This is a genomic window from Mycobacterium sp. 3-98, assembly GCF_035918355.1.
In the GTDB taxonomy this organism is placed as follows: Bacteria; Actinomycetota; Actinomycetes; order Mycobacteriales; family Mycobacteriaceae; genus Mycobacterium; species Mycobacterium intracellulare.
Window position 1 is genome coordinate 1,467,172 of the sequence record NZ_CP142360.1, and the last position, 25,708, is coordinate 1,492,879.

Below are 25,708 nucleotides of genomic sequence, written 5' to 3' on the forward strand. Positions count from 1 at the left end.
GTGAATCTAGGGCGGCCTCAGAGCCGATTTTTGTCGGTGTGTGTCGATAGTTTGGCGGTGTGAGTTCCACTGGTCTGCCCGATGTCGACGCGGTGTTCGACGCGCTCGATGCCGAGGTGGACCGCGCGTGTGCGTTGGTGCTCGACGCGTTGACCGTTCAGCAGCAGCTGGCGGTGTTGGAGCGTTGTGAGAGGCTGCGCCGGCGCATTCCGGTCATTGAGCATCCGCTGCTCAATTCGCTGGCCCGCCAAGGTCCCTCGCAGGAGCTCGGCGGCGGGCTGGCCCACGCGCTGACCGAACGTACCCTGATCAGCCGTCACGAAGCGTCTCGGCGTATCAAAGAGGCCGCCGATTTAGGTCAGCGCCACGGATTGACCGGTGAACCATTGCCGCCGGTGTTGGCGGCCACCGCGGCGGCCCAGCGCGCCGGAGACCTGGGCGCGGGTCAGGTGGCCGTGATCCGCAAGTTCTACCACCAACTACCCGGCTGGGTGAGCGCTGCGGCCCGTGAGTTCGCCGAAGCCCAACTGGCCGGGTTCGGCACCCAGTTCGGCCCCGAACACCTCACCGAGCTGGCCCGCGGGCTCACCGATGCGCTTAACCCCGATGGCGTCTTCACCGATGAGGACCGGGCCCGCAGCCGCGGGGTGACCCTAGGCCGCCAACAGGCCGACGGCATGTCGGAGCTGCGGGGCCTGATCACCCCCGAGCTGCGGGCCACGCTGGAAGCCGTGGAGGCCAAACTCGGCGCCCCGGGCATGTGCAACCCTCTCGACGACATCCCGTGTGTCGACGGGACGCCCAGCCAAGAGGCCATCGACCGTGATACCCGCTCGGCTGCTCAGCGCGGCCACGACGCCCTGCTGGCGGCGCTGCGTGGCCTGTTGGCCTCTGGGGAGTTGGGTCAGCACAACGGGTTACCGGCCTCCATCATCGTCACCACCACCCTGGCCGAGTTGGAGGCCGCCGCCGGGCGAGCCCTGACCGGTGGGGGCACGATTTTGCCGATGAGTGAGGTGATCCGCCTGGCCCGCCACGCGCATCACTACTTGGCGATTTTCGATAAGGGCAAGGCCCTGGCGCTGTATCACACCAACTTGTTAAATCCTTGCAGGCGATCGTGGTCTGCAGCCATGATCTCCGAGGTGGTGGCCGGTTGACTCGTATCACACCTGTCACCCGTGGTTGACTTTCGCTTGGCTTGTCGGCCGGTCACCGCCGTATATGCGCAGAGTGGCTGAAGAGAGGCCTGCGTAGCCGAAAGTTGGTGTGCCCTCCGCGCTTTCATCTCTAAACCGAGGCGAGGAGAGAAGTTTCGTGCCAGCGATATTGAAGACCCAGATGGTGATCGCAATCGATCCACACAAAGCGTCCTGGACTGCCGCAGCAGTGGACGCCTCGTCGCGGCCCGTAGCCGCCATTCGCGTACCGGTCAGCCGTGACGGCTACCGCGCATTGCGTCGTTTCGCCCGCCAGTGGCCCGACTCGACATGGGCGATCGAAGGCGCATCCGGTCTGGGCGCGCCACTGACAGCGTGGCTACGTACCGACGGAATCGACGTCGTCGATATACCTGCGAAACTAGCTGCGCGCGTGCGGACGCTGTCGACCGGCCACGGTCGCAAGAACGACGACGCGGACGCAGTAAGCGTGGGGATCGCCGCACTGAGCGCACGTTCGCTGACTTCTGTTGTGGTAGACGGCACCGTGATCGCCCTACGTGCGATCGTCGACCACCGCGACGACCTGGTCAAAACCCGCACCCAGACCGTCAACCGCCTGCACGTCGTGCTTGCCAATCTCATTCCTGGTGGTGCAAAACGTGATCTCACAGCCGAGCGGGCCGTCGAACTCCTTCGCAAGGTCCGTCCTCGCGATGCCGCCGGCAAAACCCTGCGCAGCCTCGCCGCCGACCTCATCACTGAGGTACGCCACCTGGACCGCCGAATCACCAAGGCGGCCGCCGACATCAAGACCGCCGTCAGCGCCTCTGGCACAACCCTCACCGAGTTGTGCGGCATCGGAGAATTGACCGCGGCCAAGATCCTCGCCCGAGTCGGCACCATCGATCGGTTCTGCTCCGCCGCGGCGTTCGCCAGCTACAACGGCACCGCCCCGATCGACGTGTCCTCCGGAGATGTCATCCGCCACCGGCTCTCTCGCGCCGGAGACCGCCAACTCAACTGCTGTCTACACATCATGGCCTTAACACAAATCCGGCAGGACACCCCAAGCAAGGCCTACTACTTGCGGAAACGAACCGGCGGTAAGAGTCACAAGGAAGCAATACGGTGCCTGAAACGACGCCTGTCTGACATCGTCTACCGCCAACTGCTCCGCGACGCGACAAGACGTAAGGCAGGCCCGGGAGGACAATCGGGGGCGGCTCTAATATCCAGCGCGGCCAGCTGAAACCCCGCACACTGACTCTTCGGACAAGCCACTTCCCGGACCTGCTAGCAGCCACCATACAACCGAACAATGGCACACCTCTTGACACAGAGAGGCGCCAAGCGGCTGGCCTCCCCGGGACAACGAATCGTGTTGTACGCCAAGGACCGCGGCTGCACCGCCCCGGGCTGCACCGTGTCGGGTTACTACTGCGAAGTCCACCACACCACCGACTACAGCACCTGTCACAGCACCGACATCAACCAGCTCACCTTCGCCTGCGGCCCGCATCACCGCATGCTCAACCCCGGCGGCTGGACCACCCGCAAAAACACCCGCGGCGAGACCGAATGGAAACCCCCACCCCACCTCGAGCGTAATCGGCCACGCACCAACACCTTCCACCATCCGGAGAAACTACTGCGTGACGACGACGATGACGGGTGGTAACCGGGCTGGGGTACTTGAACGACGGATCAGCCTTCCGAGAAGTCGGGGACTGTGATCGCGCCGTCGTCGGCTAGCGCGAACCCGGGGTTGTGGGCGATCTCCCATGCGTGACCATCGGGATCGCGGAACGCGCCCGCATACCCGCCGTAGAACGTTTCGGCAGCGGCGCGGGTGATGGTGGCTCCGGCATCTGTTGCCGCGGCCAGGATCTCGTCCACTTCGGCGCGCGACCGCACGTTGTGAGCCAAGGCGATGCCGCCGAAACCGTCATCGCCTTGATCGGCGATGCCGAGATCGGCCGAAAGCTTCTCTCGCGCCCACAGACTCACCGCGATGCCGCCCGCCTGAAAGAAGACGGTCTCCTGCACCACTTGACCGTGCCAGCCCAGGCGCTCATAGAAGCGGCGGGCGCGGTCCAGATCGGCAACGCCCAGGGTGATCAGACTCAGTCGCTGCTCCATGCGACGAGACACTACGCGGGCGCTCAGCCGGCCAGCGTCGCCCGGGTGCACATGGTGATATAGGGCAGCGCCAGCCCGGTCGCATTCGCCAGGGCCGGATGGGTGGCCAGCAACTGGCGCACCTCGTCGAGCGTTCTGGAGCGAACCTCGGTCGGCGAGGTGATGCAGTAGCTGCGCGACGCGACGAGGTCGATCAATGCTTGCGGCGTAAGGTAACTCGTCCACTCGACCCGATGCTGCGCGAGGTCGGTGAACGGCTCGGGCAGCTGCACCTGGGTGCGGCCGCCGTCGCCGTCGCTGCCGATGATCCGGCCCAGTTCGCGCACCCAGCCGAGCCGTTCGTCGCGGGTGTTCCACACCAGGCCCAGCCGCCCGCCCGGCCGTAGCACGCGGGCCACCTCGGGTATCGCGCGCTCGGGGTCCACCCAATGCCAGGCCTGGGCCACCAGCACCACGTCAACGCTGTTGTCTTCCAACGGAATCTCTTCGGCCGTGCCCAGCAGGGCGCGGGTCTCGGGCAGCGAGGTCCGCAGCACCTCCAGCATGTCCGGGATCGGATCGACGGCCACGACGTCCAGGCCGCGCTCCACCAGCCGGGTCGTCAGCTTGCCGGTGCCCGCCCCCAGGTCGAGCACCTGGCGCGCGCCGACCGGCAACAGCCAGTCGATCGCTTCCGGGGGATAGGACGGGCGGCCACGCTCATAGGCCGCGGCCGCCGAGCCGAATGACAAGGAGCGGTCGTGCCGCGAGCGGGTCACCGTTGCGACGTGCCTTCCCTGCTGTCCGCGCCGGCCAAAACCAGTGTCTTGCGGATCAATTCGCCCACCGCGTCGGATTCCACCAGGAAGCCGTCGTGCCCGCAGAGTGAGTCGACCACCTGCAAAGCGGTGCAGCCCGGCAGGTGCTCGGCCAACTCCTCCTGCAGACGCAGCGGGTAGAGCCGGTCGGACGTGATGCCGCCCACCACCGCCGGCACCGGGCAGCCGCGCAGCGCCTTGGCCACCCCGCCGCGGCCACGGCCGACGTCGTGAGTGTTCAGCGCCTCGGTCAATACCACGTAGCTGCCCGCGTCGAAGCGCTCGAGCAGCTTGTCGCCCTGGTACTCCAGGTAGCTTTGCACCGCGTAGCGGCCGCCGGCGGCGGGATCCTCGTCGCCCTGCGCGTCATTGGCGAACCGGGTGTCCAGGTCCACCTCGCCGCGGTAGGTCAGGTGGGCGAAGCGCCGCGCGATCGCCAGCCCGGTGTCGGGCGCCAGCCCGGTGTCGTGATAGTCGCCGCCCTGCCAGTTCGGGTCGGCCTCGATCACCGCGATCTGCGTGGACTGGGTACCGATCTGATCGGCGGTGGCGCGCGCGCCCACCGCCAGCAGCAGCCCGGACCGGACCCGGTCCGGGTGACCGACCATCCACTCCAAAGCCCTTGCGCCGCCCATGGATCCACCGACCACCGCGGCGACCTCGTCGATCCCCAGCGCGGCCAGTGCGGCGATGTCGGCCTCCACCTGGTCGCGGATCGAAATCCGCGGGAACCTTGAGCCCCAAGGCTTTCCGTCCCGGGTCCGCGAGCTGGGCCCGGTGGAGCCGCGGCAACCGCCGAGCACGTTGGTGGCCACCGCGCACCACCGGTCGGTGTCGATCGGGGCTCCCGGCCCGACCATGCCGTCCCACCAGCCGCCGGTGGGATGTCCTGGTCCGGCCGGGCCGGTGACGTGCGAGTCACCGGTCAGCGCGTGCAGCACCACCACCACGTTGTCGCGCGTGGGCGACAACTCGCCCCAGCGCTGCACGGCGATGTGCACGTCGTCGATCACCGCGCCGCTTTCGGTGGTCAGCGAGCCGATGTGGACAAAGCCGATTTCGCCTTCGTCGGGCAGCGTTTGGGTGGGCGCGTCGGGGATCGTCATCGGGGCGGTCTCCTTCAGAACGCCGCCACGGCGTGCGGATCGGTGCCCGAGGCTCCGGCGGTCGCGCCGAACTTGGCCGCCGCGGCGAAGCCGAGCTCCAGGTCGGCCAGGATGTCGTCGATCCCCTCGATGCCGACCGCCAGCCGCACCAGGCCCGGGCTAACCCCGGTGCTCAGCTGCTCCTGCGGGGACAGCTGGGCGTGCGTCGTGGAGGCCGGGTGGATCACCAGGGAACGCACGTCGCCGATGTTGGCGACGTGGCTGTGCAACTTCAGCGCGTTCACGAAGGCCTTGCCGGCCTCGATGCCGCCGGCCAGCTCGAACGACAGCACCGCCCCGGTTCCCTTGGGCGCCAGCTTCTTTGCCCGCTCGTGCCAGGGCGAGCTGGGCAGTCCCGCATAGTTCACCGAGAGCACGCCGTCGTGGCCGGACAAGAACTCGGCCACGCGCTGGGCGTTGGCGACGTGACGCTCGACGCGCAGGCTCAGCGTCTCGATGCCCTGGGCGACCAGGAACGCGTTGAACGGCGCGGCGGCCGAACCGAGGTCGCGCAGCAGCTGCACGCGCGCCTTGAGCGCGTAGGCCGGCGGTCCGAGCTCGGCGAACACCACCCCGTGGTAGCTCGGGTCCGGCGTGGTGAACCCCGGGAAACGGCCCTGCGTCCAGTCGAACGTGCCGCCGTCGACGACGACCCCGGCGATCGCCGAGCCGTGGCCGCCGAGGTACTTGGTGGCCGAGTGCACGACGATGTCCGCGCCGTGCTTCAGCGGCTGGATCAGGTAGGGCGTGGCGATCGTGTTGTCGACGATCAGCGGGACGCCCGTGTCGTGGGCGACCCCGCCGACACCGGGGATGTCCAGGATGTCGATCTGCGGGTTGGAGATGGTCTCGGCGAAGAAGGCCTTGGTGTTCGGCCGCGCCGCGGCCCGCCACGAATCCAGATCGTCGGGGTCCTCCACGAAGCTGACCTCGATGCCGAGCTTTGCCAGCGAGTAGTGGAACAGGTTGTAGGTCCCGCCGTAGAGCCTGGGGCTCGAGACGATGTGATCTCCGGCACACGCGATGTTCAAGATGGCGAACGTGGCCGCCGCCTGGCCGGAGCTCAGGAACAGCGCCGCCACACCGCCCTCGAGCGCGGCGATGCGCTGCTCGACGACGTCGGTGGTCGGGTTGCCGATCCGGGTGTAGATGTTGCCCGGCACCTCCAGCCCGAACAGGGCGGCGGCGTGCGTGGTGTCGTCGAAGACGTACGAGGTGGTCTGGTAGATCGGCAGGGCGCGGGCGTTGGTGGCCGGGTCGGGCTGCTGCCCGGCGTGCACCTGCTTGGTCTCGAACGACCAATGCGCGGTCGGATCGGTGTTCTCGCTGGTGGTGCCGTTGGAAGAAGAACTGTCGGAACTCACGTGGGTTGGCTTTCTCCTGAAATATGGGCTCGGGTCTTCAGCGGGGCCTTACGGCCGGCCGGCTAGCAGCGGCGCACGGTCGCGCACATCAGCGGCTCCACCAAGGCGAGCCGATGATCGCAAGGAGCTGGACAGAAGCACATCACGTGTCCCCTCTAGTCAGGGGTCCGTTATGGCGGACCCGCGCTTGCCGCGCAGCCTGTGGCTACTAGACCTGGTCATCACCCGGGGCACCCCACCGCGGTTGGAGGGTTGCCGGCCAGCAAGCCGGGGCTTGTCGCTGGCGCTCATGACCAATACGAAGACTATCTTACTGTGCCGACCCGCTGCCAACTGTCGCGGTGCAGACGCAGGTCGACACCTGTCCAAACACCCTTGATAACGTGGCAGTTAGATTGCTGAGCCCCCCACAGATCTGACCATAATCACGCCGGGAGAGGGACCGTGAGCGCCGAAAAGCCGACCGTCATCTACACGCTGACCGACGAGGCGCCGCTGCTGGCGACCTACGCGTTCCTGCCGATCGTGCGTGCCTTCGCCGAACCCGCGGGCATCGAGATCAAGACCAGCGACATCTCCGTGGCCGCCCGGATCCTCGCCGAGTTCCCCGAACACCTGACCGAAGAGCAGCGGGTCCCGGACAACCTCGCGGAGTTGGGCCGGCTGACCAAGCTGGCCGACACCAACATCATCAAGCTGCCCAACATCAGCGCCTCGGTGCCCCAGCTGATCGCCGCCGTCAAGGAGCTGCAAGGCAAGGGATTCAAGATTCCGGACTTTCCGCAGAGCCCGAAGACCGACGAGGACAAAGAAATTCGCGACCGCTACGCCAAGTGCCTGGGCAGCGCCGTGAATCCCGTACTGCGGCAAGGCAACTCGGACCGACGCGCACCCAAGGCCGTCAAGGAGTATGCGCGCAAGCATCCGCACAGCATGGCGCCCTGGTCGCCGGCGTCGCGCACCCACGTCGCGACCATGCGCGGCGGCGACTTCTATCACGGCGAGAAGTCGATGACGCTGGACCGCGCGCGCAACGTGAAGATGGAGCTGGAGACCGAAAGCGGCGAGACGATCGTGCTCAAGCCGATGGTGTCGCTGCGCAACGCCGACGTCATCGACTCCATGTTCATGAGCAAGAAGGCCCTCGTCGAGTTCTACGAGGAGCAGATGCAGGACGCCTACGAGACCGGCGTGATGTTCTCGCTGCACGTCAAGGCGACGATGATGAAGGTCTCCCACCCCATCGTCTTCGGCCACGCCGTGAAGATCTTCTACAAGGAGGCCTTCGCCAAGCACCAGGAGCTCTTCGACGAACTCGGCGTCGACGTCAACAACGGATTGGTCGATCTGTACAGCAAGATCGAGTCGCTGCCGGCGTCGCTGCACGAGGAGATCATCCGCGACCTGCACGCCTGCCACGAGCACAGGCCCGAGCTCGCGATGGTCGATTCGGCCAAGGGCATCACCAACTTTCATTCGCCCAGCGACGTGATCGTCGACGCGTCGATGCCGGCGATGATCCGCGCAGGCGGCAAGATGTGGGGCGCCGACGGTCGGCAGAAGGACACCAAGGCCGTCAACCCCGAGTCCACCTTTTCCCGGATCTACCAAGAGATCATCAACTTCTGCAAGACCCACGGGCAGTTCGATCCGACGACGATGGGCACGGTCCCCAACGTCGGGCTGATGGCGCAGCAGGCCGAGGAGTACGGCTCGCATGACAAGACCTTCGAGATCCCCGAGGGCGGCGTCGCCAACATCGTCGACCTCGACACCGGGGAGGTCCTGCTCACCCAGAACGTGGAGGCCGGCGACATCTGGCGCATGCCCATCGTGCGGGACGAAGCGATCCGGGACTGGGTCAAGCTGGCCGTCACCCGGGCGCGCAACTCGGGCATGACCGTGGTGTTCTGGCTCGACACCGAACGCCCGCACGAGGTCGAGCTGCGCAAGAAGGTCAAGGAGTACCTCAAGGAACACGACACCGAGGGCCTGGACATCAACATCATGCCGCAGGTGTGGGCCATGAGGTACACGCTGGAGCGCGCGATGCGCGGCCAGGACACGATCGCCGCCACCGGAAACATCCTGCGCGACTACCTCACCGACCTGTTCCCGATCCTGGAGCTGGGCACCAGCGCCAAGATGCTGTCCATCGTGCCGTTGATGGCCGGCGGCGGAATGTACGAAACCGGCGCGGGCGGTTCGGCGCCCAAGCACGTCCACCAGCTCGTCGAGGAGAACCACCTGCGCTGGGACTCCCTCGGTGAATTCCTGGCTCTGGGAGCGTGTTTCGAGGACATCGGCATCAAGACCGACAACGAGCGCGCCAAGCTCTTGGGCAAGACGCTGGATGCCGCGATCGGAAAGCTGTTGGACAACAACAAGAGTCCGTCGCGCAAGACCGGTGAACTCGACAACCGCGGCAGCCAGTTCTACCTGGCGCTGTACTGGGCCCAGGAACTCGCCGCGCAAAACGACGACCAGGATTTGCGCGAGCGCTTCGCCGCGCTGGCGGACTCGTTGGCCGAGAACGAGGACACCATCGTGGGCGAACTCGCTGAGGTGCAGGGTGAGTCGGTCGACATCGGTGGGTACTACTACCCGGACAGCGAGAAGACGACGGCGGTGATGCGGCCGAGCAAGACGTTCAACGAAGTGCTGGCCGCCGCACAAGGCTGACGCCGCAGGAAAGGCACCGATGTCGAGCCCGGGTTCCAAAGAAGCCAAGATCAAGGTCAAGGGCCGCGTGGTCGAGCTCGACGGCGACGAGATGACCCGCGTCATCTGGAAGCTGATCAAGGACCAGCTGATCCTTCCGCACCTCGACATCGATCTGGACTACTACGACCTGGGCATCGAGCACCGCGACCGCACCGACGACCAGGTGACGATCGACGCGGCCTACGCCATCAAGAAGCACGGCGTGGGCGTCAAGTGCGCGACGATCACCCCCGACGAGGCTCGCGTCTCGGAGTTCAACCTCAAGAAGATGTGGCTCTCGCCGAACGGGACGATCCGGAACATCTTGGGCGGCACCATCTTCCGCGAACCGATCGTCATCTCCAACGTGCCGCGCCTGGTTCCGGGCTGGACCAAACCGATCGTCATCGGCCGCCACGCGTTCGGCGACCAGTACCGGGCGACCAACTTCAAGGTCGACAAGCCCGGCACCGTCGCCATCACGTTCACCCCGGCCGACGGCAGCGAGCCGATGGTCCACGAGATGGTGTCCCTGCCCGACGACGGCGGCGTGGTGATGGGGATGTACAACTTCAAGGACTCCGTGCGCGACTTCGCGCGCGCGTCGTTCAAGTACGGCCTGAACGCCAAGTGGCCGGTGTACCTGTCCACCAAGAACACCATCCTCAAGGCCTACGACGGCATGTTCAAAGACGAGTTCCAGCGCATCTACGACGAGGAATTCAAGGAGCAGTTCGAGGCCGAGGGCCTGACCTACGAGCACCGGCTGATCGACGACATGGTCGCCGCCTGCCTCAAGTGGGAGGGCGGCTACGTGTGGGCGTGCAAGAACTACGACGGCGACGTGCAATCCGACGCCATCGCCCAGGGCTACGGCTCGCTGGGGCTGATGACCTCGGTGCTGATGACGGCCGACGGCAAGACGGTCGAGGCCGAGGCCGCGCACGGCACCGTCACCCGGCACTTCCGCCAGTACCAGGCCGGCAAGCCGACCTCGACCAACCCGATCGCCTCGATCTTCGCCTGGACGCGGGGACTGGCGCACCGCGGCAAGCTGGACGACACCCCCGAGGTGGTCGAGTTCGCGCAGACGCTGGAAAACGTCGTCGTCTCCACCGTCGAGAGCGGGAAGATGACCAAGGACCTCGCCATCCTGATCGGGCCCGACCAGGAGTGGCAGCAGAGCGAGGAATTCCTCGACTCGATCGCGGAGAACCTGGAAAAGGAACTGGCTAGCTAGCCGGCGGCCGGTGCCGGTCGGAAAGCCGGTCCGGGCCCGCGGTGCACTCGTCGATGAAGTCGGCGATGGCCGCGGTGATCCGCTCCGGCGCCTCGAACATCGGCACGTGCCCGACGCCGTCGAGCTTGGTGATCTTCGTTCCCTCCGGCAAAAAGTCGGTGAAATGCCGGCTGAACCTGCTGGGCGGCACCACCCGGTCCTTCTCGCACAGCACCAGCTGCACGGGCACCGCGGTCTGCGCCAGCTCCAGCAGGCCGGGCTGCAGCAGCGACTTGATCAGCAGCTGGAAGTACGCCGGGCAGTGCGCGGCGTCGTCGACCACACCGCGCAGTTGCTCGTCGCTGACCCCTTCCGGGGTGGCGCTCAGCGGCAGGGTGGCCAGGCGGCGGCTCAGCGGCAGCCGCAGCGCGCGCGGGCCCAGCAGCCGGGCCAGTCCCAGGATCGGCATCCCGGCGATGAACTTGCTGATGACCTCGAATTTGACCGGGCTCCAGCGCGTCCACCCGCCCGCGGCGCCGACGCCGGTGACGCTGCGCGCCCGCCCGCGTCGCTCGAGCTCGAAGGCCACCCAGCCGCCCAGCGAGTTGCCCACCAGGTGCGCGCTCTCCCAGCCGAGCTGGTCGAGCTGGCGTTCGACGTGGTCGGCCAGCACCGACGAGCTCAGCAGCCAGGTGCCCGCGTAGGGGCCGCCGTTGTGCCCGGCCATGGTCGGGGCGAAGACCTCGTAGCGGCCGGTGTCGGCCAGCCGCGGCGCCACCGGATCCCACACCGTCTGCGACATCAAAAACCCGTGGAGCAGCACGACCGGCTCGCCGGAACCGAGATGAATCGGGGGACGGGCCGAGTGCGACGCCGAGTGAGCGGGTCTCACGAGCGGGGAGCCGAGCAGACGAGGTTGTGCATAGCCCGACATTAAAGGCGGTACCGCCGGTATCGCAAGGCGGGCCGATCGCGAGCGGCCGGCACGCCGCACACTCGGCATCGAGGGTGAGGCTGGCCGCACACCGGGCGGGGCGGCCGCGCGTGAAAAGATCGGTGCATCATGAGCACCGCTACCGGATCCAGCCGCATTTTCTCCGGCGTGCAGCCCACGTCCGATTCGCTTCACCTGGGTAACGCGTTGGGCGCCGTCACCCACTGGGTCGAACTGCAGGACGACCATGACGCGTTCTTCTGCGTGGTCGACCTCCATGCCATCACCGTCGCCCAGGATCCCGAGGCGCTGCGGCGGCGGACCCTGGTCACCGCCGCCCAATACCTGGCGCTGGGCATCGACCCGGCGCGCAGCACCGTGTTCGTGCAGAGCCACGTGCCCGCCCACTCCCAGTTGGCGTGGGTGCTGGGCTGCTTCACCGGCTTCGGGCAGGCGTCGCGGATGACGCAGTTCAAGGACAAGTCGCTGCGCCAGGGCGCCGACTCCACCACCGTGGGTTTGTTCACCTATCCGGTGCTGCAGGCCGCCGACGTGCTGGCCTACGACACCGACCTGGTGCCGGTGGGCGAAGACCAGCGCCAGCACCTCGAGCTGGCCCGCGACGTGGCGCAGCGGTTCAACGCCCGATTCCCGGACACGTTCGTGGTACCCGACGTGCTCATCCCCAAGGCGACCGCGAAGATCTACGACCTACAGGACCCCACGTCGAAGATGAGCAAATCCGCGGCCACCGACGCCGGGCTGATCAACCTGCTCGACGATCCGGCGTTGTCGGCCAAGAAGATTCGGTCGGCGGTGACCGACAGCGAGCGCGAGATCCGCTTCGATACCGACGCCAAGCCCGGCGTGTCCAACCTGCTGACCATCCAGTCGGCGGTCAGCGGCGTCGGCGTCGACAAGCTCGTCGAGGGCTATGCCGGAAAGGGTTACGGCGATCTGAAGAAGGACACCGCCGAGGCGGTGGTCGAGTTCGTCGCCCCGATCAAGGCCCGCGTCGACGAACTGACGGCCGACTTGGCCGAATTGGAGGCCGTTTTGGCGGCCGGCGCCGAACGGGCCCAGGATGTCGCCGGGAAGACGGTCCAGCGGGTTTACGATCGGCTTGGGTTCCTTCCGCAACGGAGGTAAGACGTTTCACCATGAGCGAGCCGGCCGAGGAGGGGTTTCTTGATCGGCTGCGGTCCCGGCACGGGTGGCTCGACCACGTCATCCGCGCCTACCAGCGTTTCGACGAGCGCAACGGCGGGTTCTTCGCCGCCGGCCTCACGTATTACACGATTTTCGCGTTGTTCCCGTTGCTCATGGTCGGTTTCGCGGTGTTCGGCTTCGTGCTGGCCCGGCGGCCGCACCTGCTGAGCACGATCGACGACCACATCCGGTCCCAGGTGTCGGGCACGCTGGGTAATCAGCTGCAGGAGTTGATGAACTCGGCCATCGACGCCCGGACTTCGGTCGGTGTCATCGGTCTGGTCACCGCGGTGTGGGCGGGGCTGGGCTGGATATCGCACCTGCGGCAGGCGCTGACCGAGATGTGGTGGGACTCGCACGTGGAGTCGCCGGGCTTCGTGCGGAGCAAGTTCTCCGATCTGCTGGCGATGGTGGGGACGTTCGCGGTGATCCTGGCCACCGTCGCGCTGACCACCGTCGGCCACGCCGCGCCGATGGCCGCGTTGCTGAAATGGCTTGGCGTGCCGCAATTCGCGGTGTTCGATTGGCTGTTCTGGCTTTTCTCGATCCTGATCGCGACCTTGGTGTCGTGGCTGCTGTTCACGTGGATGATCGCGCGCCTGCCCCGGGAGAAGGTCAGCTTCGTCGATTCGATGCGGGCCGGGCTGATCGCGGCCGTCGGCTTCGAAGTGTTCAAGCAGGTGGGGTCGATCTATTTGAAGACGGTGTTGCGCAGCCCCGCGGGCGCGGCGTTCGGCCCGGTGCTGGGGTTGATGGTGTTCGCTTACATCACCGCCTATCTCGTGTTGTTCTGCACTGCGTGGGGGGCGACGGCATCCACCGACCCGCGCGACCGCCCTGTGGAGCCCCCGGCCCCGGCGATCATCGCGCCGCGGGTGCACATGGACGAAGGTCTGAGCACCCGCCAGACGCTGACCGCAATGGGGCTGGGAGCCGTTGGGGCGCTGGCACTTTCGCGGATCGCAGGGTTGGCCCGCCGTGGCCGCTAGCTGACCAACTTCAAGCCCGCGATGCAGGCCACGATGCCGCCGATCAGCAACAGCTTGGTCAACGACGCCGGTTCCTCGCCGATCAGCGCCGCGTAGCCCACCGTCAGCACGGCCCCGACGCCGACCCAGACCGCGTAACTGGTTCCGACCGGCAGCGTGCGCATCGCGGTCGCCAGCCCGGCCATCGAAAGCGCCAGTGCGACAACGAAGACCAGCGAAGGGCCGAGCCGGGAGAAGCCGTCGGACTTGTTCAGGGCGGTCGCCCACACCGCCTCCAGGACGCCCGACGCGATCAAGACGAGCCATGCCATTGCGCACCTCCACGGCGCCCGTCTTGTCGCTGGCCGGGTACGGGGCCCCTCGTCCGGTGTCAGGTGCTGACGTCTCCGATGTTAACGCTCAGAGCCAGTCGCCGCGCACCATGACGTCGCTCACCCGCAGATCACGGTCGAGCACCACAAGATTGGCGTCGTAGCCGGGCCGCAGGCTACCGACCCGTTCGAGCCCGAGCGCGCGCGCCGGGGTCGCCGACGTCACCTGAACCGCCGCGGCCAGCCCGGCGTCGCGGTTCGCGCCGAACCCGGCCACGGCGCGAAAGAGCCGATCCATGGTGGCCGTGCTGCCCGCGATCGTCGACGTCCCCTGCACCCGCGCGACGCCGGAGACCACGTCGATGCGCACCGCGCCGAGCCGATACGCGCCGTCGGCGCGGCCCGCCGCGGCGATCGCGTCGGTGATCACGGCGACGCGGTCCGCGCCGGCGGCCTCGATCACCGCGCGCGCCACGTCCGGGTGTAGGTGCACGCCGTCGGCGATGAGCTCGACGGTCACCCGTGGGTCCCGCAGCAGCGCGAGCGCCGGGCCGGGCTCCCGATGGTGCAGCGGCGGCATGGCGTTGAACAGATGCGTGCCGACCGTGGCGCCCAGCTCGATGGCGCGGCGGGTCTGCTCGTAGGTCGCGTCGGTATGGCCCACCGCCACAACGACTCCCGCGTCCAGGAAACGCCGGATGGCGGCGTCGGCACCGGGCAGCTCCGGCGCCAGGGTGACCATCTTGATCGCGTCGCCGGCGGCGGTCAGCAGCGCATCGATCTCGTCGGGGTCCGGGTCGCGCATCTGGGTGCGGTCGTGGGCCCCGCACCGTGCCCGGCTCAGCCAGGGGCCTTCGAGGTGGATCCCCGCGATCGTGCCACTCCTGGTGGCGTCGGTGAGCGCGCGCACCCCACTGAGCAATTCCGGGGGAGCGGCGGTCACCAGGCTGGCCAGCGTCGTGGTGGTGCCGTGACGCAGGTGGAAGGCGGCGGCCTTGCCGATGCCGTCGGCGTCGGTGTAGGAAGCGCCCCCGCCGCCGTGCACGTGCATGTCGATAAATCCCGGCACCACAGTGCAATCGGGGTAGTCGCGGTCGGGCGGGCGCGGCGGCGGCCCGGGCGCGGCGGCCGCGATCCGCCCGCCAGCGGTCTCGAGCCAGCCCGGTCGGCAGAGCCGCCCGTCCACGACCATGGTTCCCGCGGCGATCAGTCCCACCGGCCGCCGTTCTCCCAGAAGTGGCGGATGTCCTCGAGCTGGCGGCCCTTGGTCTCCGGCGCATACCGATAGACGAAGACGAACGCGATCAACGCGAGCGCGGCGAACGCCGCGAAAGTCCCTGCGCCGCCCAAGGAATGCAGCATGGTCAGGAAGACGGCGGCGATGATGGCGTTGGCCACCAGGTTGGAGGTCAACATGGTGCTCGACCCGATCGAGCGCAGCCGGGACGGGAAGCTTTCGCTGGCGTACACCCAGCCCAGGGAGCCGAAACCCATGGTGTAGCCGAAGATGAACAGCAACACGCCGGCGAACCCGGCGACCGCGCCGCCGATCCCACGGCCGAACACGGCCATCAGCACGACATCGGCGCCGATCATCATCGCGGTGCCGCACAACAGGATTGGCCGCCGGCCCACCCGGTCGACCAGCAGCAGCGCCGTGCCGACGGCGGCCAATCCCGCCACCTGGACCAGCGCCGGCAGACCCAGCAGCGCGAAATTTCCGGTGAAGCCCATGGCCTCGAAGATCCGGGGGCTGTAGTAGATGATCGCGTTGATGCCCGTGATCTGGATCAGGAAGCCGAGAACGACGACGAAGACAGTCGCCCGAAGATAGGGCCTGCGAACCATTTCCGGCAGCATCTCGGAGAGCCGGCCGCCACCTTCGCTGACCGCCCGGCCGATATCGGCCAGCTCGTCGTCCACCCGCGCGTCGGGCTCCACCCGCAGCAGCGCCCGCCGGGCGTCGTCGACCCGGCCTTTGAGCACGTACCACCGGGCCGTATCGGGCATCCGAATCACCAACGGCGCCAACAGCAGTGCGGGCACACACGCCAACCCCAGCATCCACCGCCAGCTGTGCGTGCCAGCCAGCAGGTAGCCGGTCACGTATCCGACGATGAGCCCGCTGACGATCGCCAGCTGGTAAGCCGTCAGCAGCGAGCCGCGCACCGCCGTCGGCGCCGATTCGGCCACGTACACCGGGACGACCACCACCGTCACGCCGATGGTCAGCCCGACGAGCAGGCGCGCCCCCAGCAGCATCGGCAGCGACACCGAGAACGCGGCCAGCAGCGCGAAAGCCGCGTAGGCGAACAGGATCAGCACGACCGAGCGTTTGCGGCCGATCACGTTGGCCAGCACACCGGCGCCGAGCGCCCCGATGATCTGGCCGATCACCACCATCGTCGTCAGCAGTTCCTGTTGCCGGGTGGACAGCCCGAAGTCCTCGGTGACGAACAACTGCGCACCGGCGATGATGGACAGGTCATAGCCATAGATGACGCCCACGCTGGCGGCGGTCAGCCCGACCAGCAGGCCGCGCCGCGATCCGGTGCCCACCGGCGCTCAGCGGTGTTGGGGTCGGCGGTTCATCGAGCGTGCGGCCATGATCAAGCTAAACACGATGATGGCGCCGATGACAGCGACGCCCACCCGGACCGGCATGGCGTCCGCCGAGCCGATGATCGCGCCGGCCGCGGCGTTATTGGCGAGCCGGTCGGCGGCGGTGTCGCTCTTGGCGGGCGCCAGCGACGGGTCGGGAGCGACCAGCGAGCCGACCTGCGTGCCCTGCGGGGTGGCGAACCCGTAGTCCAGCAGATGGGCGGCCTGTTCCCACGGCGCGATCGGTTGCCGCGTCCCGTGCAGCAGCACCGCCACCAGCCGCCGCCCGTCATGGTTGGCCGCGCCCACGAACGTCTGGCCCGCGTCGTCGGTGTAGCCGGTCTTGCCGCCCAGGGCGCCGGGATACTTGTAGAGCAGCTGGTTGTCGTTCTCCAGCTCGTAGCCGGGGTGGTCGCCGTGGCCGGGGAAGTCGAACGTCCGGGTCGCGACGATGTTGGCGAACGTGGGGTTCTGCCACGCGTAGCGATAGAACAGCCCGATGTCGTAGGCCGAGGTGCTCATGCCGGGCGCGTCCAGCCCGGACGGCGTCGCCACCCGGGTGTCCTGGCCGCCGAGCTTGGCGGCCAGCACGTTGATCTTCTCCAGCGCTTGCTGCATGCCGCCGAGCTGCATGGCCAGCGCGTGGGCGGCGTCGTTGCCGGAGTGCATCAGCAGCCCGTGCAGCAGCTGGTTGACGGTGAACACGCCGCCTTCCTGGACGCCGACCTTGGTGCCCTCGGCGGCCGCGTCGTCGGCGGTTCCGGCGACCGACTTGTTCAGGTTGAGCGTGTTGATGGCGGCCATTGCCACCAACACCTTGATGATGCTGGCCGGGCGGTGCCGGCCGTGCGGGTCTTTGGCGGCGATGACCGCGCCGCTGTCCAGGTCGGCCACCAGCCAGGCCTCGGCGGACACATCGCCCGGGAGCGGCGGCGTGTTGGGTGCGGCGACAATGCCGCAACTGGCCAGGGCGTCACCCCCCACCGGCTTGGCGGGCACCGCCAGCGGGATCGGGGGATCCCCGGCCGTGGGGACCTCCGACGAGTCCACCGCCGGCGGGGTGTTCACCTTGTACGGGCAGCTCGCGGGCGCGGCGTTGGGTTCGGCGCCGGGTTCGGCCTTGGCGGGGGGCAAGGCAATCGTGGCGGGAGCCCAGGCCACGAAACCCGCTGCGACCAGGCACGACATCGAACGTAGGAAGCTCATCGTCTGTGCACATTAAGCGATCGGGGGCCCGAATTCGGGGAGCCGCGCTGTGACTGATGAGACGGAAGTTACTCAGCCGGGGCGGCGGCCCCGGGATACGCTGGGCGCGCGGTCCGCGGGAAGCGCCCGCCCGCACCGACTTCAGAGGATTCGCCATTCCCGACGACCGATTGTGGGCCAGGCTGCGGCGCCGGCGCGACGGCGCGGCCGGTGTCGCCCCGCGCGCGCTGAAGGATCTGCTCAAACAGGTGGAGAAGGCGACCCAGGTGCGGCGTTCCGGGCTCGATCAGGTGCTGGCGGAACTCACGCTGCATCGTGACGCTGCCACCGAGCCGGAGCTGCGCTCGGCACTGGCCTGGTTGTGCAACGCCGTCTCGCGGTTCGGGCGCAATCCGAGCGCCCCGCACGTCCGCGAGGTGATGCTGGCCGCCGACGCGGTCAGGCGCGCGAGCTAGTGTCTGGTGGCGATCGCAAGCGCGGCGAAGCCGGGCGCAGCGGGTCGCCACCATCCGGCTAGAGCCGCGCCGACTCCTCGTGCAGCACCTCGCGCAGGATGGCCTCGATGGTGTCGAACTCGGCCTGGCAGCTGATCAGCGGCGGCGCCAGTTGAATGACCGAATCGCCACGGTCGTCGGTGCGGCAATACAACCCGGCATCGAACAGTGCCGAGCCCACCCGCGCCAGCAGCGGCCGGCGCTCGTCGTCGCTGAACGTCTGCTTGGTCGCCTTGTCCTTGACCAGTTCCACGCCGTAGAAAAACCCCTCGCCGCGCACGTCGCCGACGATCGGCAGGTCGTAGAGCTTTTCCAGGGTGGCGCGCAAGGCCGGCGCGTTGGCCCGGACGTGATCGTTGAGCCCCTCGCGCTCGAAGATGTCGAGGTTGGCCAGCCCGACGGCCGCCGAAACCGGATGGCCGCCAAAGGTATAGCCGTGCGGGAACATCGTCGCGCCGTCGTTGAACGGCTCGAACAGGCGCTCGCTGGCGATCATTGCGCCGATCGGTGAGTAGCCCGACGTCATTCCCTTGGCGCAGGTGATCATGTCGGGCACGTAGCCGAAGTCGTCACAGGCGAACATCGACCCGATGCGGCCGAACGCGCAGATCACCTCGTCGGAGACCAGCAGCACGTCGTATTCGTCGCAGATTTCCCGCACGCGCTCGAAATAGCCTGGGGGAGGCGGGATGCTGCCACCGGCGTTCTGCACCGGTTCCAGGAACACCGCCGCCACGGTGTCGGGGCCCTCGAACTCGATGGCCTCGGCGATGCGGTCCGCGGCCCACTGCCCGAAGGCTTTCGGGTCGGTGCGCAGCGGTTCCGGTGCCCGATAGAAGTTGGTGTTGGGCACCCGGAAGCCGCCGGGCGTCACCGGTTCGAAGGGCGCCTTGTACCGGGGCAGCCCGGTGATCGCCAGGGCGCCCTGGGTGGTGCCGTGGTAGGCGACCGATCGCGAAATCACCTTGTGCTTACCGGGTTTGCCGGTGAGCTTGAAGTACTGCTTGGCCAGTTTCCACGCGGTCTCGACGGCCTCGGTGCCGCCGGTGGTGAAGAAGACGCGGTTGAGGTCACCCGGGGTGTAGCCGGCGAGGCGCTCGGCGAGCTCGATCGCCGTCGGGGTGGCGTATCCCCACAGCGGAAAGAACGCCAGCGTGCCCGCCTGCCGGACGGCGGCCTCGGCGAGCTCGGCGCGGCCGTGACCGACCTGCACGGTGAACAGCCCGGATAGGCCGTCGAGGTAACTCTTGCCGCGGTCGTCGAAGATGGTGACGCCCTCACCGCGGGTGATGATCGGCGGCGTGATTCCCGGGCCGTGCCGGGAGAAGTGCAGCCACAGGTTGTCGGTCATTGGTGGTGAGCGTAGCGCCCGCTTCGGGCTCGGCTGGATTGCCCGACTCCTCACTCGCGCCGTTTCGGCGCTCGCCGTCGCCGGGCTTGGTTGGATTGCCCGACTCCTCACTCGCGCCGTTTCGGCGCTCGCCGTCGCCGGGCTAGGCTCGGCGATATGACCTCAGCGCAACAGGTCAGCGAATTCGAGTCGTTGCGACCGCATCTCATGTCGGTCGCCTACCGGCTGACCGGCACGATCGCCGACGCCGAGGACATCGTCCAAGATGCCTGGCTGCGCTGGCACCGCCAGGACCCCGACAAGGGAACGCAGATCACCGACCTGCGGGCGTGGTTGACCACGGTGGTGAGCCGGCTTGGTCTGGACAGGCTGCGCTCGGCGGCGCACCGGCGCGAGACCTACACCGGAAACTGGCTGCCCGAGCCCGTCGTCACCGGATTCGGCCCGCCTGCTTCCGAAGCCGACCCGCTGTCCGCGGTGGTGGCCGGCGAGGACGCCCGGTTCGCGGCGATGGTGGTGCTGGAGCGCCTCTCGCCTGACCAGCGGGTCGCGTTCGTCTTGCACGACGGGTTCGACGTGCCGTTCGCGGAGGTTGCCGAGGCGCTGGGTACCAGCGAGGCCGCCGCCCGGCAGCTGGCCTCGCGGGCCCGCAAGGCCGTCGCGGCCGAGCCACCGCCCGAACCCGACCCATCGCACAATGAGGTGGTGGGAAAGTTGTTGGCCGCCATGGCCGCCGGCGATCTGGAGGCGGTGGTCTCCTTGCTGCACCCGGACGTCATCTTCACCGGCGATTCAAATGGCAAGGCGCCCACCGCGGTTCACGTCATTCACGGCCCGGACAAGGTGGTCCGGTTCATGCTCGGCCTGGCAAACCGCTACGGGCCCGCCTTCTACACGTCCTATCAAGCAGGACTGGTCAACGGCGAGCTGGGCATCTACACCGCCGGCTTCCCCGCTGCCGACGGCTACCGCGAGATGTGCCCGCGGATCATGGCGATGACGGTGCGCGACGGAAAGGTTTGCGCCTTATGGGATGTCGCCAATCCCGAGAAGTTCACCGGCTCTCCGCTGCGGCGCGAGCAGCCGTAAGTCAGTCGAGTCAGGCGCAGATTGGAGAGAGCACATGGGCGGCAGCGTCACCGAAACGTTGGGCAAATTGATGTTCCGCGGTATGGACATGATGCGCCACCGCAGCGCCTTCGACGTCGGCGCTGCGACCCCGCAAGGTAAGGACTTCACCGGTTTCGACAAAACGCGGCAAATCTTGTTGGTGACGTTCAAGCGTTCCGGCGAGGCGATGCCGAGCCCGATCAACCACGGTGTCGCCGACGGAAAGATCTACGTGCGAACGGATGCGTCCACCGGAAAGGTGAAGCGGATCAACAACAATCCGCGTGTCGTTGTGGTGCCCAGCAGTCTTCGCGGCAAGCCAAAAGGGCAAGCGGTCGCCGGAAAGGCCAGGATCTTGCCCGAGTCCGAACACGCCCACGCGTACAAGGTGATTGCGGCGAACTGGAGCCTGCCGATGAAGTTATTCGAGCGCGGTCTGGACAAGGGCAGCGCGGCGCTCAGTATTCCGACCACCTATATCGAGATCGAGCCCGCCCAGGAGGGCTGATCAGCCCACGCCCTGGTTTGCTAGCCAACGGGCGACGACCCGCTGCGCCCGGCTACGCCGCGCTTGCGATCGTCGCTAGCCAACGGGCGACGACCCGCTGCGCCCGGCTACGCCGCGCTTGCGATCGTCGCTAGCCAACGGGCGACGACCCGCTGCGCCCGGCTACGCCGCGCTTGCGATCGTCGCTAGCCAACGGGCGACGACCCGCTGCGCCCGGCTACGCCGCGCTTGCGATCGTCGCTAGCCAACGGGCGACGACCCGCTGCGCCCGGCTACGCCGCGCTTGCGATCGTCGCTAGCCAACGGGCGACGACCCGCTGCGCCCGGCTACGCCGCGCTTGCGATCGTCGCTAGCCCAGGGAATCCGGCACGCGTCACCCGAATTGAAGCCTTGCTCGGTGATGCCCAGCGCGGTGTTCACCCGCGCCCGCATGTTCTCCAATCCAATTTGATAGGTCAGCTCGAACACCCCGGCATCGCCGAAGCGGGCCCGCAGGTCGTCGACCTGCTCGTCGGTGACGGTGTGCGGATCGGTGGTCATCGCGTCGGCATAGGCGATGGCGGCGCGCTCGTCGTCGGTATAGGCCGGCGAGGTGGCGTAGTTGTCGATCTCCTTGAGCCGCTCCACGTCCAGGCCGTCCAGGCGCTGCAGCATCGATCCGAAGTCGACGCACCACGAGCAGCCGATCTGGCGCGCGGTCCACAACACCGCCAGCTCACGCACGCTGGCCGGCAGGGTTTTCGACGCCCGCTCGACCATCGTCTCGTGCATGGCGCTCGCGGTCATCAGCTTGCGATGATGCGCGGCCACGGCGAACGGCTCGGGAACTTGGCCGTAGCGACGCTTGGCTATCCGATACATGGCCCGGATCAGCAATCCGGCGCGCTTGGGGGGCAGGGGCTCGATGCGGGTTTTCTGTGTCATACCCCTCAGACGAGACAGCCCGGCGATGTGTGACGAGCAGACGCGGCCGGTCAGCGCGAGAACATGATCGCGCGCTTGACCTCCTGGATCGCCTTGGTGATCTGGATGCCGCGCGGGCAGGCCTCGGTGCAGTTGAACGTGGTGCGGCACCGCCACACGCCGTCGACCTCGTTGAGGATGTCCAGGCGCTCGGCGGCCGCCTCGTCGCGGCTGTCGAAGATGAACCGGTGGGCGTTGACGATCGCGGCCGGGCCGTAGTAGCTGCCCTCGTGCCAGAAGATCGGGCAGCTGGTGGTGCACGCCGCGCACAGGATGCACTTGGTGGTGTCGTCGTAGCGGGCGCGGTCGGTCGGGCTCTGAATGCGTTCGCGCGTCGGCGGGTTGCCGGTGGTGATCAGGTACGGCTTGACCGCGCGGTAGGCGTCGAAGAACGGCTCCATGTCGACCACGAGGTCCTTCTCGACCGGCAGCCCGCGGATCGGCTCGACCGTGATGGTCAGCGGTTTGCCCGCCTTCTTGGGGAGCAGGTCGCGCATCAGCACCTTGCAGGCCAACCGGTTGACACCGTTGATCCGCATGGCATCCGACCCGCACACCCCGTGCGCGCAGGAGCGCCGGAAGGTCAGCGTCCCGTCCAGGTAGCTCTTGATGTAGATCAGCAGGTTGAGCATCCGGTCGCTGGGCAGGCAGGGCACCCGAAAGCTTTGCCAGCCACCGGTTTCCGCGTAGGCATCGGGCTGGTCGGGGTTGAACCGGGCGATCTTGACGGTCACCATCACCGCCTCGTCGGGAACCGGCGGAAGGGGCGGTTCCAGACTTTCGGCCTGCGGCTCTGCAACGTCCGTCATCAGTACTTCCGTTCCTTGGGTTCGTAGCGCGTCTGCACCACGGGCTTGAAGTCCAGCGCGATGTCGCTCAAAAGGTCGGGGCCCTGCTTGTAGGCCATGGTGTGGCGCATGTAGTTGACGTCGTCGCGGTTGGGGTAGTCCTCGCGGGCGTGCCCGCCGCGGGACTCCTTGCGGTTCAGCGCGCCGACCACGGTGACCTCGGCCAGCTCGAGCAAGAAGCCCAGCTCGATGGCCTCCAGCAGGTCGCTGTTGAATCGCTTCCCCTTGTCGTGCACGGTGATTCGCGAATAGCGCTCCTTCAGGGCGTGGATGTCGGTCAGCGCCTGCTTGAGCGTCTCCTCGGTGCGGAACACCGCGGCGTTGTTGTCCATCGACTGCTGCAACGCGTTGCGGATGTCGGCGACGCGCTCGTTGCCGTGCTCGGAGAGGATGTCGCCCACCCAGCCGACGACCATCGCCGCCGGATCCGGCGGCATGTCCACGAAGTCGTGTCCCCGTGCGTAATTGGCGGCGGCGATGCCGGCCCGGCGGCCGAACACGTTGATGTCCAGCAGCGAGTTGGTGCCCAGCCGGTTGGCGCCGTGCACCGACACGCACGCGCATTCGCCCGCCGCGTACAGGCCCGGGACCGTGGAGGTGTTGTCCCGCAACACCTGTCCGGTGACGGTGGTCGGGATGCCGCCCATCACGTAGTGACACGTCGGGTACACCGGGACCAGCTCCTTGACCGGGTCCACGCCCAGATAGGTGCGGGCGAACTCGGTGATGTCGGGCAGCTTGGCCTCGAGCACGTCCTCGCCGAGGTGCCGGACGTCGATGTATACGTAGTCCTTGTGCGGGCCGGCGCCGCGGCCCTCCAGGACTTCCAAAACCATTGAGCGAGCGACGATGTCGCGCGGTGCCAGGTCGACGATCGTCGGTGCGTAGCGTTCCATGAACCGCTCACCCTCGCCGTTGAGCAGCCGGCCACCCTCGCCGCGCACGGCCTCGGAGATCAGGATGCCCAAACCGGCCAGGCCGGTGGGGTGAAATTGGTGAAACTCCATGTCCTCCAAGGGAAGTCCCTTGCGGAAGACGATGCCGATGCCGTCGCCGGTCAGCGTGTGCGCGTTGGAGGTGGTCTTGTACATGCGGCCCGAACCGCCGGTGGCGAGCACGATCGCCTTCCCGTGGAAGACGTGGATCTCGCCGGTGGCCAGCTCGTAAGCGACCACGCCGGTGGCCACCGGCCCGCTCGGCGTCTGCGTCAAAACCAGGTCCAGCGCGTAGAACTCGTTGAAGAACTGCACGTCGTGCTTTACGCAGTTCTGGTACAGCGTCTGCAGGATCATGTGGCCGGTGCGATCGGCGGCGTAACAGGACCGGCGCACCGGGGCCTTGCCGTGGTCGCGGGTGTGTCCGCCGAACCGGCGCTGGTCGATGCGGCCCTCGGGGGTGCGGTTGAACGGCATCCCCATCTTTTCCAGGTCGAGCACCGCGTCGATGGCTTCCTTGCACATGATCTCCACCGCGTCCTGGTCGGCGAGGTAGTCGCCGCCCTTGACGGTGTCGAAGGTGTGCCATTCCCAGTTGTCCTCTTCGACGTTGGCCAGCGCCGCGCACATGCCGCCCTGGGCGGCGCCGGTGTGGCTGCGGGTGGGGTAGAGCTTGGTCAGCACCGCGGTGCGCACCCGGGGACCCGCTTCCACCGCGGCGCGCATCCCTGCGCCGCCCGCGCCGACGATCACCACGTCGTACCGGTGTTGCTGGATCACGGGTCAGCCTCCCTCCGTCAGGCGTGAATGTTGGGGTCGAACGTCAGCAGCACGTAGGTGCCCAGCACCAACGTGAACCCCATCGACAGCAATAGCAGGCTGTTGAGCCAGAACCGGGTGCTGTCCTTGCGGCTGTAGTCGTCGATGATCGTGCGCAGGCCGTTGCCGCCGTGCAGCTGCGCCAGCCACAGCAGCGCGAGGTCCCAGAATTGCCAGAACGGCGACGCCCAGCGCTGCGCCACATAGTTGAAGTCGATGCGGTACACGCCGTTGTCCCACATCAGCATGATGAACAGGTGGCCGATCGCCAGCACGAACAGCGCGATGCCCGAGAACCGCATGAACAGCCAGGCGAACTTCTCGAAGTTGGGGATGCCGGCCCGGCGCCGCGGCGAGCGGGGATTGTCCAGGCTGGCGGGCCGGTCGTAGCTGCGTTGTTTGACCGGCGCCGTCTGGCCGCGGGTCAGCTGAAGGTCGGGGCTGCTCATCGGAAGTGCTCCATCATGTGGATGACGGTCACGACGCCGGCCGGAACCATCAGCAGCAGGAACACGACGCCGACGATCCAGAACATCAGGCGCTGGTAGCGCGGGCCCTCGGACCAGAAGTCGATCAGGATCACCCGGATCCCGTTCAGGCCGTGGAAGAGCACCGCGGCGATCAGGCCGTATTCCATCAGGCCGACGATGGGCATCTGATAGTCGTGGATCACCGCGTTGTAGGTCTGCGGGCTGACCCGCAGCATCGCGGCGTCCAGGACGTGCACGAACAGGAAAAAGAAGACGGTCGCGCCGCTGATGCGATGCAGCACCCACGACCACATGCCGGGATCGCCCCGGTAGAGGGTCCGCGGCGGCCTGCGTTTGCGCGAGGTCGCCGGTGCGGGTGCCGCCGGATCCGCGGTTGTCGGTTGTGTAGTCACCCCAGTCCTCACCAGC

At 67.5% G+C, this 25,708-nt stretch carries 22 protein-coding genes, 3 pseudogenes and 2 riboswitches; of the genes and pseudogenes, 10 read left to right on the plus strand and 15 right to left on the minus strand.

Going from position 1 to position 25,708, the window contains the following annotated elements; translation table 11 throughout:
- Positions 1–59 precede the first annotated feature (59 nt).
- The 3 genes and pseudogenes from QGN30_RS07190 to QGN30_RS07200 all read left to right on the plus strand — a co-directional run.
- Positions 60–1,103, plus strand: a pseudogene (locus tag QGN30_RS07190) (13E12 repeat family protein); the annotation flags it as partial.
- Between the two features lie 238 nt (positions 1,104–1,341).
- Positions 1,342–2,412 carry an IS110 family transposase gene (locus QGN30_RS07195; protein ID WP_042792078.1) on the plus strand — a complete coding sequence of 357 codons (1,071 nt, stop codon included), beginning with the start codon at positions 1,342–1,344 and terminating at the stop codon, positions 2,410–2,412.
- A gap of 99 nt (positions 2,413–2,511) precedes the next feature.
- Positions 2,512–2,841: pseudogene (locus QGN30_RS07200) on the plus strand (HNH endonuclease signature motif containing protein); the annotation flags it as partial.
- A 26-nt stretch (positions 2,842–2,867) separates the two neighbouring features.
- On the opposite strand, the gene QGN30_RS07205 reads toward QGN30_RS07200, so the two are convergent.
- From QGN30_RS07205 to QGN30_RS07220, 4 genes are read right to left on the minus strand one after another with little or no spacing between them, the layout of a single operon-like run.
- Positions 2,868–3,302 (minus strand): VOC family protein, encoded by a 435-nt coding sequence (locus QGN30_RS07205; RefSeq protein WP_009954116.1) that lies wholly within the window; start codon positions 3,300–3,302, stop codon positions 2,868–2,870.
- 23 nt (positions 3,303–3,325) lie between these two features.
- On the minus strand, positions 3,326–4,060 hold the full coding sequence (locus QGN30_RS07210; RefSeq protein ID WP_009954115.1) for a class I SAM-dependent methyltransferase: 735 nt from the start codon (positions 4,058–4,060) through the stop codon (positions 3,326–3,328).
- Complete coding sequence (gene metX, locus QGN30_RS07215) at positions 4,057–5,205, minus strand: homoserine O-acetyltransferase MetX (RefSeq protein ID WP_009954114.1); 1,149 nt, start codon at positions 5,203–5,205, stop codon at positions 4,057–4,059. The genes QGN30_RS07210 and metX overlap by 4 nt, the downstream gene beginning before the upstream one ends.
- A gap of 14 nt (positions 5,206–5,219) precedes the next feature.
- Entirely contained in the window at positions 5,220–6,608 is a 1,389-nt protein-coding gene (locus tag QGN30_RS07220) for a bifunctional o-acetylhomoserine/o-acetylserine sulfhydrylase (protein WP_014385729.1), read from the minus strand.
- Positions 6,609–6,786: 178 nt separating this feature from the next.
- A riboswitch (SAM riboswitch) is annotated at positions 6,787–6,903 on the minus strand.
- 149 nt (positions 6,904–7,052) lie between these two features.
- Here QGN30_RS07220 and QGN30_RS07225 point away from each other — a divergent pair.
- Positions 7,053–9,290: an NADP-dependent isocitrate dehydrogenase gene (locus QGN30_RS07225; RefSeq protein WP_095562898.1), complete on the plus strand. Its 2,238-nt coding sequence runs from the start codon at positions 7,053–7,055 to the stop codon at positions 9,288–9,290.
- Between the two features lie 19 nt (positions 9,291–9,309).
- Positions 9,310–10,551 (plus strand): NADP-dependent isocitrate dehydrogenase, encoded by a 1,242-nt coding sequence (locus QGN30_RS07230; RefSeq protein ID WP_009954109.1) that lies wholly within the window; start codon positions 9,310–9,312, stop codon positions 10,549–10,551.
- On the opposite strand, the gene QGN30_RS07235 is transcribed toward QGN30_RS07230, so the two are convergent.
- Positions 10,544–11,353 (minus strand): alpha/beta fold hydrolase, encoded by an 810-nt coding sequence (locus QGN30_RS07235; protein ID WP_014383222.1) that lies wholly within the window; start codon positions 11,351–11,353, stop codon positions 10,544–10,546. The two genes, QGN30_RS07230 and QGN30_RS07235, sit on opposite strands and share 8 nt — an antisense overlap.
- Positions 11,354–11,593: 240 nt before the next feature.
- On the opposite strand from QGN30_RS07235, the gene trpS reads away from it, so the two are divergent.
- On the plus strand, positions 11,594–12,613 hold the full coding sequence (trpS, locus tag QGN30_RS07240; protein ID WP_014381028.1) for a tryptophan--tRNA ligase: 1,020 nt from the start codon (positions 11,594–11,596) through the stop codon (positions 12,611–12,613).
- A gap of 11 nt (positions 12,614–12,624) precedes the next feature.
- Positions 12,625–13,662, plus strand: coding sequence for an inner membrane protein YhjD (gene yhjD / locus QGN30_RS07245; protein WP_009954105.1), 1,038 nt, complete (start codon positions 12,625–12,627; stop codon positions 13,660–13,662).
- On the opposite strand, the gene QGN30_RS07250 is transcribed toward yhjD, so the two are convergent.
- The 4 genes from QGN30_RS07250 to QGN30_RS07265 all read right to left on the minus strand — a co-directional run bounded on the left by QGN30_RS07250 (position 13,659) and on the right by QGN30_RS07265 (position 17,780).
- Positions 13,659–13,973, minus strand: coding sequence for a DMT family transporter (locus QGN30_RS07250; protein ID WP_008260036.1), 315 nt, complete (start codon positions 13,971–13,973; stop codon positions 13,659–13,661). The genes yhjD and QGN30_RS07250 overlap by 4 nt on opposite strands.
- Before the next feature lie 13 nt (positions 13,974–13,986).
- Positions 13,987–14,049: riboswitch (guanidine-III (ykkC-III) riboswitch) on the minus strand.
- A 12-nt stretch (positions 14,050–14,061) separates the two neighbouring features.
- Entirely contained in the window at positions 14,062–15,165 is a 1,104-nt protein-coding gene (nagA, locus tag QGN30_RS07255; protein ID WP_263650307.1) for an N-acetylglucosamine-6-phosphate deacetylase, read from the minus strand.
- A gap of 14 nt (positions 15,166–15,179) precedes the next feature.
- Positions 15,180–16,532 (minus strand): sugar porter family MFS transporter, encoded by a 1,353-nt coding sequence (locus tag QGN30_RS07260; RefSeq protein WP_233042206.1) that lies wholly within the window; start codon positions 16,530–16,532, stop codon positions 15,180–15,182.
- A 6-nt stretch (positions 16,533–16,538) separates the two neighbouring features.
- Positions 16,539–17,780 (minus strand): D-alanyl-D-alanine carboxypeptidase family protein, encoded by a 1,242-nt coding sequence (locus tag QGN30_RS07265; protein WP_014381024.1) that lies wholly within the window; start codon positions 17,778–17,780, stop codon positions 16,539–16,541.
- A gap of 170 nt (positions 17,781–17,950) precedes the next feature.
- Here QGN30_RS07265 and QGN30_RS07270 point away from each other — a divergent pair, with 170 nt between their 5' ends.
- Positions 17,951–18,235, plus strand: coding sequence for a hypothetical protein (locus QGN30_RS07270; RefSeq protein ID WP_009954099.1), 285 nt, complete (start codon positions 17,951–17,953; stop codon positions 18,233–18,235).
- A gap of 58 nt (positions 18,236–18,293) precedes the next feature.
- Here QGN30_RS07270 and QGN30_RS07275 read toward each other — a convergent pair whose 3' ends face one another.
- Positions 18,294–19,625, minus strand: coding sequence for an aspartate aminotransferase family protein (locus QGN30_RS07275; RefSeq protein WP_248923226.1), 1,332 nt, complete (start codon positions 19,623–19,625; stop codon positions 18,294–18,296).
- A 156-nt stretch (positions 19,626–19,781) separates the two neighbouring features.
- Between QGN30_RS07275 and QGN30_RS07280 the strand changes: the two genes are divergently transcribed.
- Positions 19,782–20,714 (plus strand): sigma-70 family RNA polymerase sigma factor, encoded by a 933-nt coding sequence (locus QGN30_RS07280; RefSeq protein WP_009954095.1) that lies wholly within the window; start codon positions 19,782–19,784, stop codon positions 20,712–20,714.
- Positions 20,715–20,748: 34 nt separating this feature from the next.
- Positions 20,749–21,243 carry a PPOX class F420-dependent oxidoreductase gene (locus QGN30_RS07285; RefSeq protein WP_009954093.1) on the plus strand — a complete coding sequence of 165 codons (495 nt, stop codon included), beginning with the start codon at positions 20,749–20,751 and terminating at the stop codon, positions 21,241–21,243.
- A 295-nt stretch (positions 21,244–21,538) separates the two neighbouring features.
- Here the strand turns inward: QGN30_RS07285 and QGN30_RS07290 are convergent.
- The 5 genes and pseudogenes from QGN30_RS07290 to sdhC all read right to left on the minus strand — a co-directional run.
- Positions 21,539–22,207 (minus strand): annotated as a pseudogene (locus tag QGN30_RS07290) (carboxymuconolactone decarboxylase family protein); the annotation flags it as partial.
- An 11-nt stretch (positions 22,208–22,218) separates the two neighbouring features.
- Entirely contained in the window at positions 22,219–23,016 is a 798-nt protein-coding gene (locus QGN30_RS07295; RefSeq protein WP_009954091.1) for a succinate dehydrogenase iron-sulfur subunit, read from the minus strand.
- Positions 23,016–24,770 (minus strand): succinate dehydrogenase flavoprotein subunit, encoded by a 1,755-nt coding sequence (gene sdhA, locus QGN30_RS07300; RefSeq protein ID WP_038537424.1) that lies wholly within the window; start codon positions 24,768–24,770, stop codon positions 23,016–23,018. The genes QGN30_RS07295 and sdhA overlap by 1 nt, the downstream gene beginning before the upstream one ends.
- 17 nt (positions 24,771–24,787) lie before the next feature.
- Entirely contained in the window at positions 24,788–25,258 is a 471-nt protein-coding gene (locus tag QGN30_RS07305; RefSeq protein WP_009954090.1) for a succinate dehydrogenase hydrophobic membrane anchor subunit, read from the minus strand.
- Positions 25,255–25,593, minus strand: coding sequence for a succinate dehydrogenase, cytochrome b556 subunit (gene sdhC / locus QGN30_RS07310; RefSeq protein WP_038537422.1), 339 nt, complete (start codon positions 25,591–25,593; stop codon positions 25,255–25,257). The genes QGN30_RS07305 and sdhC overlap by 4 nt, the downstream gene beginning before the upstream one ends.
- Positions 25,594–25,708 lie beyond the last annotated feature (115 nt).